General features: G+C 65.4%; 4 protein-coding genes and 1 pseudogene. 3 read left to right on the forward strand and 2 right to left on the reverse strand.

The window, feature by feature from the left end; genetic code table 11:
- The 3 genes and pseudogenes from VN856_RS13870 to VN856_RS13880 form a co-directional block, all read left to right on the forward strand.
- Positions 1 to 302, forward strand: a pseudogene (locus VN856_RS13870) (FAD-dependent oxidoreductase); the annotation flags it as partial.
- Entirely contained in the window at positions 299 to 1201 is a 903-nt protein-coding gene (locus VN856_RS13875) for an RNA polymerase sigma-70 factor (RefSeq protein ID WP_325689931.1), read from the forward strand. The pseudogene VN856_RS13870 and the gene VN856_RS13875, both read left to right, overlap by 4 nt.
- A 21-nt stretch (positions 1202 to 1222) precedes the next feature.
- Positions 1223 to 2485 carry an aminodeoxychorismate synthase component I gene (locus VN856_RS13880; RefSeq protein WP_325689933.1) on the forward strand — a complete coding sequence of 421 codons (1263 nt, stop codon included), beginning with the start codon at positions 1223 to 1225 and terminating at the stop codon, positions 2483 to 2485.
- On the opposite strand, the gene rsmI is transcribed toward VN856_RS13880, so the two are convergent.
- Positions 2441 to 3277: a 16S rRNA (cytidine(1402)-2'-O)-methyltransferase gene (gene rsmI, locus VN856_RS13885; protein WP_325689935.1), complete on the reverse strand. Its 837-nt coding sequence runs from the start codon at positions 3275 to 3277 to the stop codon at positions 2441 to 2443. The two genes, VN856_RS13880 and rsmI, sit on opposite strands and share 45 nt — an antisense overlap.
- 39 nt (positions 3278 to 3316) lie before the next feature.
- Positions 3317 to 7489 (reverse strand): hypothetical protein, encoded by a 4173-nt coding sequence (locus VN856_RS13890; protein WP_325689937.1) that lies wholly within the window; start codon positions 7487 to 7489, stop codon positions 3317 to 3319.
- Positions 7490 to 7506 lie beyond the last annotated feature (17 nt).

Consider the following 7506-nt stretch of genomic DNA (forward strand, 5'->3'; position numbering starts at 1 on the left):
AGGCCGCCAATACGGTGCTCAGCCGGATCGCCGGTACACCGGCCGCGGCAATCAACCAGGCTTTCACCGGGCAGTGCATCAGCATCGGTCGCTCGTATGCCACCGTCCAGCTCGCCCGTCTCGACGACACCCCGTTGAACCTGTTCATCGGCGGCCGGTTCGCCGCGTCGATCAAGGAATTGATCTGCAAAGGAACGGTCTGGGGCATTCGCCATGAGGGCGCCAGGCCCGGCTTCTACCGCTGGCTCAAAGGCGGCAAGCGGGCGCAGCGGCTTGCCTTCGAGGCGGTCACGGTGCCATGACCGCCTCCGACGACCACGCCGAACGGTTCGTGCTGCTGCGACCGCTGCTGTTCACCATCGCCTACGAAATCCTCGGCTCGACAACCGAGTCCGACGATGTCCTGCAGGACAGCTACCTGCGGTGGGCCGAAGTGGACCTGTCGTCCGTGCATGACACCAAGTCGTATCTGGCCCGGTTGGTCACGCGCCAGGCGCTCAACGCGCTGCGCGCGCGTGTCCGCCGCCGGGAGGACTACGTCGGACCGTGGCTGCCCGAGCCACTACTGCTGGACGAGCAGGACCCATCGGCCGATGTCCTTCTGGCCGAATCGGTTTCAATGGCGATGCTGGTGCTGTTGGAGACGCTGGGCCCCGACGAGCGCGCGGTGTTCGTGCTGCGCGAGGTGTTCGGTTTCGACTACGACGAAATCGCTTCCGCGGTAGGCAAATCGTCGACGGCGGTCCGGCAGGTCGCGCATCGGGCCCGCGAACACGTCCAGGCCCGACGCAAGCGCTTCGCCCCGGTCGACGCGGAGCAGAACGTGCGGATCGCCACGGAGTTCATGGCCGCGGCGGCCGGCGGGGATGTGCAGGCGGTGATGTCGATGTTGGCCCCGGACGTGGTGTGGACGGCCGACAGCGGCGGCAAGGCCAGCGCGGCCCGTCGTCCGGTGGTCGGGGCCGACAAGGTCGCGAGAGCGGTCGTCGGGCTGATCGGCCGCGGATTGCAGTTGCCCGATGTGCGCGCCGAGATGGTCATCTGTAACGCCGCGCCGGCGGTGCTGCTCTACGCGGGCGACCAGTTGGAGGGCGTTTTCACCGTGGAGATCGTCGACGGCAAGATCAGCAACTTCTACGCGATGCGCAATCCCGACAAGCTAGCGGCCGTCACCACCGCACGCAAAATCAGCCGCGGCTGAGATTTCTGCAAAGCTAGGGGCGTGCGAACCGACCGGCTTGGCGATCTCGGCAGCCCCCATGAGGTGCTGCGGGCCGTCGGCGACGCCACGAACCGGCTGGACCTGCCGCCACCGGCCGCACTGACCGGCGAGTGGTTCGGCGCCTCGGCCGTGATCGCCCCGAGCCTGTCGGTGCAGCCCGTCGACGCAGCCGATGCATTCGACGTGCGACCGGGGTCGCACAGCACGACGGTCGGCGGCGGCTGGATCGGCTACCTCTCTTACCCCGATCCGGGCGCCGACGGCCGGCCCGGCCGGATACCGGAGGCCGCGGGCGGCTGGACGGACTGCGTGCTGCGCTGCGACCGCGATCGGCAGTGGTGGTTCGAAAGCCTGTCCGGCGCCCCGATACCCGACTGGCTGGCCGAAGCGCTCACGACACCCGCACCCGCGCGGGCCTACCGGATCGACTGGGACGACGCCGATCGTCAGGCACATCGCGACGGCGTACTGGCCTGCCTGGAAGCGATCCGCGCCGGGGAGGTCTACCAGGCATGCGTATGCACACAATTCGCCGGCACGATCGCCGGCGAGCCGTTGGACTTCTTCATCGACGGCGTCGCCCGCACCGCACCCGCGCGGGCGGCCTACATCGCCGGACCTTGGGGAGCGGTGGCATCGCTGTCGCCGGAGCTGTTCTTGTGTCGCCGTGGCGATCTGGTCACCTCGAGCCCGATCAAAGGCACGCTGCCGCTCTACGCTCCCCCGTCCGCGCTGCGCGAATCCAGCAAGGATGTCGCCGAGAACGTCATGATCGTTGACCTGGTGCGCAACGACCTAAGCCGGGTCGCGGTCACCGGATCGGTCACGGTACCCGAGTTGCTCGTGGTGCGGCCCGCGCCGGGGGTGTGGCACCTGGTGTCAACAGTGTCCGCGCAGGTTCCCGTCGAGCTGCCCACGGCGACGTTGCTCGATGCCACCTTCCCCCCGGCCTCGATCACCGGTACGCCCAAAATCCGGGCGCGCCAACTGATTTCACTGTGGGAGCGGTCGCGCCGTGGAGTCTATTGCGGCACAGTCGGTTTGGCGTCACCGGTAGCGGGCTGCGAGCTGAACGTGGCGATCCGCACGGTGGAATTCGACGCGCTGGGCAACGCGGTGCTGGGGTCCGGCGGCGGGATCACCGCCGATTCCGATGTCGACGCCGAATGGGAGGAATGCCTGCACAAGGCGGCGCCGATCCTCGGAGTGGGCGTCACATCAGCCGCGCGATCGCAGCACCGCGTCGTAGAGCTCACGCCGTGACGCCGCTCCCGGTGTAGCCGCAATCACTTGCGCGCAGGCGTCTTTGACGCCCATCCCGTCGTCTACCAGTGCACTTGCCTGCGCGACCAACGTCGGCAGATCGGCACGCACCACCGCACCGGCCAACACGACGGTGATCTCACCCAGCACGCCGTCGGCGGCCCACGCGGCCAACTCGGCCAGCGATCCGCGCACCACTTCCTCGTGCACCTTGGTCAACTCGCGGCATACCGCGGCCCGGCGATCCCCGCCAAGCTGATCGACCGCGTCACCCAAGCAGGCAGCCAGCCGGCGCGGCGACTCGAAGAACACGGTCGTGCGCCTCTCCTCGGCCAACGATGCCAGCCAACTCTTGCGCGCCGCCTGCTTGCGCGGCGCGAACCCCTCGAAGCAGAACTTCTCCGACGACAACCCCGACACCGCCAGCGCGGTCGTCCCCGCCGACGGGCCGGGCAGGCACTGCACCGGCAGACCCGCCTCCACACACGCCGCCACCAGTCGGTGGCCCGGATCGTTGATCAGCGGCATTCCGGCGTCGCTGACCACCAGCACGGTGGCGCCCGCGCTGATCGCCTCGACCAGCTCGGGCACCCGCGACGCTTCGACGTGATCAAAAAAGCTGACGATGTTGCCGCCGATCCGAACATCGAGCGCCTTCGCCAGCGTCCGCACCCGGCGGGTGTCCTCAGCGGCCACCACGTCGGCCGACGCCAGGGCGGCGATCAGCCGCGGTGAGGCATCGGACGGCTGGCCCAACGGCGTCGCGCCCAGCAACAGTCGGCCTTCGGTCATGGGGCACAGCCTACGATCGGTCGGCCGACCGCCAATGGATCAGACCGGTTGGTTGAGTTCCTGTAACCGGGCGACGGCCACGTCGCGTTGACCCTCGTCGAACGCTTCGAGACGGGTGACACGCTCACCACGGAGAAGGATGAGCACGACAAATGGAATCTCGGTCGCGGCGCCATCGGTCGACGTGCCCTTCAGTGCCATCCGACCCACGATGCCTATGGCACAACGCGCCAAGATCTCGGAGAGCTCAACCCGCAAGTCGTCGATCGTGCCATCGACCGCATGCCCCTGCTGTCGGTGATTGACGTACTCAGTACCAACGAAATGTGTTGCGACCGCGTCCCAGTCATGACGGTTGATCGTCGCGTTGATCCGGTCCACCACTTCGAGGAGCTCCGGATAAGCAACCTCCCCCGATGCAACCCATCGAGCCGTGAGTTCAGCGAATGCGTCGTTGATGTTGTCGGGATCGAAGATCACGGTCTCCTGCATCAAGTCGTTGTCGCCGAGCTCCATGACGTGCAGGAGCTCAGCGGCGATCGGTCGATCGGCATCCTCGATGTCGCGATAGCGCGCGCGGGTCAGCGAGAGGCGAGCCCCCCTGATGGCGATGGGCTCAACCTCCATCCGCCAGCTGCGCGGTGCCGCCTCGAACATGGCGTCAAGGGCCTTCCGCCGTCCTGGACCCTCGACTATGTCGCGCAAGCCCTTTCGCCGGTCCTCATAACGACTTTGCGCGCTGGCGAGCGCAAGGAGACCGTCCATGTCGCGGCAGTTGAATGCCTGGGCTGCACGCACCCAGGTTCGCGTCGCGGCGTTCTCGATCGAAGCTGTCCGCTGTTCGAGCTCGTCGAACCTTGCCAGCCCGGTGTCCAAGTCTGCCTCGTCAAATACCTCGCATCGTTTGATGCGGTCGCCTTCGACAGTCAGTAGTTGGACCATTCTCCACTCGGCGTCGAAGCCTTCTGGCGAGGTCCCACACATCGTATCGGTGACGACGGCTCCGAAACTGCTGAGCCGATGCACCGCCTCGACGTGGATGCTGACCTGTGGCGTGAGGTCCCAAACGGCGCGGATGGTTGCGGCCATGTCATTCGGATCGATCGCTACGAGCCGCCGGTGATCGATGGTGACCCAGTCCGCCGCCGCGAGTTCGTGCCGGTTGAATGCGGCGTAGGTATGCGTGATCACCGACCACGTGTGCGCGTAGTCGGAGGCTTCGCCCGCGAGGTATCGAGCCTCGAGCTCCGCGAAGGCGTCGTCGGTGTCGTCAAGGTCGAACGAGATGGTCGCGACGATTCGTTCGTCGGCGTCGATCTCGCCGATGCCGAGCGCCTCGGCGCCGACCTCGCTGGTCGTGCCGCGGTTGAAGATACGAACATGAGCGAGGGCAAGGCGCTCCCCCCGGGTCGCGATGATGCTCGACGAGAAGGTCGGTGCGCTGACCTCGACGATGGCTCGCATGTCCGCGATGTGCTCATCTCGGCCGCGTCGAACACCTGAGTTCACGACACGACGGCGGTCGTCCCCGACAATGTCGTCGGCCAGTAGCTCCGCGAAGGCGGCCCAGTCGTGGGCCGCGAAGTGTGCGAAGTATCGCTCTATTATTCGGCCAGCGGCGTTTTCGAGCCGCGGCGTCTGCGGCTGCAATTCCTCAAATCGGGCGAGCGCGGCGTCCAGATCTGCCTCGTCGAATAGCTCGACGCGGCTGATTCGGTCGCCTTCGACAGCGAGAAGGTCAACCGCTCGCCACTCGGCGGCGAAGCCTTCTACCGAGGTCCCGTATGCGATATAGGTGACGACCGCGCCGAAGCTGCTGAGTCGATGCACCGCCTCGATGTGGGTGCTGAAGTCCGGCGTGAGGTCCCAAATGTCGCGTAGGAATGCAGGCAGATCACTCGCGTCGACCGGGGCGAGCGTCCGGTTGTCGATGTTGACCCCGTCTGCGGCGGGAAGTTCGTGCCGGTTGAACGCGTCGGTGGTCCGCGCGATAACCGACCACGTGTGCGCGTAGTCGGCCGCCTCACCGGCGAGGTAGCGGGCATCGAGTTCTTCGAATGCAGCGTCGATGTCGTCGGAATCGAAGATGACGGCGCCGGAAAGCCGGTTGTGGGTGTCAATCTCGACGACGCTGAGCATCTCAGCGGTGACCTCACCTGGTGCCGAGCCGCGCGCCGAGGAATGAATGCGAATGAGTGCGAGACGATGCTCGCGGTTCGCTAATACGGCAGACGTGAGGCCGTCGAATCCGACCTCGGCCACTGCTTGCATGTTCGTGACATGGGCAGCGCGGCCGCGCAAGACATCGGCGCTGACAACCCGACGGCGATCGTGTGTGCAGCAGTTATCGGCGATTATCTCAGCCATCGCAGCCCACTCGTGGTTCGCGAAATAATTCCAAAAACGTTCGGCCACTTGACTTGCCGCGTTCTCCAATCGCGGCGCCTGCGGTTGCAGCTCCTCAAAGCGAGCGAGCGCGGCGTCGAGGTCTGCCTCATCGAAGATCTCAACGTGGTTGAGCGAGTCGCCTTCGACCGTCAGAAGCGTTATCTCCCGCCATTCGGCCTCAAAGCCTTCTTGCGAGGTCCCATGTGTCGCCTGAGTGATCACCGCTCCGAGGTCGGTCAAACGATGTATGGCCACGATGCGGTTTTTGCTGTCCGGCGCGACTTCCCACGTGGCACGGATGTACTCCATCAGGTCCCCGGGGGTGAAAGCTGTCACACGCCGGTGGTCGATATTGACCCAGTGCGGCGTCACCGAAGGCATCTCGTGCCGGTTGAAGCCGGCGGTAGCGTTCGCTATGGCCGACCACGTCTGCGCGTGGCCGGCTGCTTCGCCAGCGAGATACCGGGCGTCGAGCTCCTCGAAGGCAGCATCAATGTCGTTGAGGTCGAACAGGAAGCGCGCCGCGACCCGGTTGTCTTCGTCGATCTCGACGATGCCGAGCATTTCACTATGGAATGCCTCGGGTCGCTGATCTCGGCCCGACAGATGGAGTCGGGTGAGGACAAGACGCTCACCTCGGGTTGCAATGACCACTGACGTTAGATCAGTCGCCCCAAGATCGGCGATCGCCCGTATGTTCGCGACGTCGATGTCTCTTCCGTGCAGAATCCCGCTACTGACAACCGAACGGCGATCATCCGTGAATATTGCGTGGGCCGAATTCTCTGCGACTGCAGCCCAGTTGCGCGCCGCGAAATACTCTTGGAAGCGCTCGATCATTCGACTGGCCGCATTCTCCAGCCGTTGCGCATGGGGTTGCAGTTCTTCAAAGCGCGCGACCGCGGCGTCGAGGTCTGACTCGTCGAAGACCTCGCAGCGGTCGATCCGGTCGCCTTCGACAGTCAGAAGTAAGGTTATTCGCCACTCGCCGTCGAAGCCTTCTGGCGATGCCCCATTCGCCTGATAGGTGGCGACCGCTCCGAAATCGCTGAGCCGATGCACCGCCTCGCTGTGGATGCCGAAGTCTGGCGTGAGGTCCCAAACCCGCAGGGCTGCTTGTGAATAAGCCTCGATTATGGGCAGCGTCCTGTGGTCGACGGTAACGTAGTCCACCGCGGTGAGTTCGTGCCGATTGAACGCGGCGCATTCCCGCGCAATCACCGACCACGTGCGCGCGTGAGCGGCAGCTTCGCCGGCGAGGTATCGAGCGTCGAGCTCCGTGAAAGCGGCGTCGATGTCATCAGCGTCGAACATGACCCGGGCCGCGATCCTCTGCTCCGGGTCGATCTCAACGACGTTAAGCACCTCGGTGTGGAAACCCTCCGGCCGCTGATCTGGCCCCAACCATCTTGCCCGACTGAGGAATAAGCGTTCACCCCGAATCGCAACGACGTCTGACGTTACGATCTTGACACCGAGGTCTGCCATTGCCTGCCCGTACGCGATCGTGACGTCGCGGCCACGCCGGATCCCGACATTCACGATCCGCCGCCGATCGTCTGTGCAGGTCTCCTCGGTCAGCAGGTTCGCCATCGCGGCCCACTCCCGTGCCGCGAGGTATGTCCGAAGGCGCTCGTCCATGCGGCTAGCCGCGTTTTCCAGCCGTGGTGCCTGCGGGTGCAGCTCCTCAAAGCGGACGAGCGCGGCGTCCAAGTCTGCCTCGTCGAATAGTTCGCTGCGGCTGATCAGATCACCTTCCACCGTCGAAATGCCGATCTCGCGCCACTCAGCGTCGAAACCCTCTCGCGAAGTTCCTTTCGCCACCCGGGTGACGACCGCTC

It is taken from the genome of Mycobacterium sp., assembly GCF_035603715.1.
Lineage (GTDB): Bacteria > Actinomycetota > Actinomycetes > Mycobacteriales > Mycobacteriaceae > Mycobacterium.

Coding starts and splice junctions, on each gene's coding strand:
- rsmI (WP_325689935.1), bottom strand. CDS start 3,277: ATGACCGAAGGCCGACTGTTGCTGGGCGCGACGCCGTTGGGCCAGCCG.
- VN856_RS13875 (WP_325689931.1), top strand. CDS start 299: ATGACCGCCTCCGACGACCACGCCGAACGGTTCGTGCTGCTGCGACCG.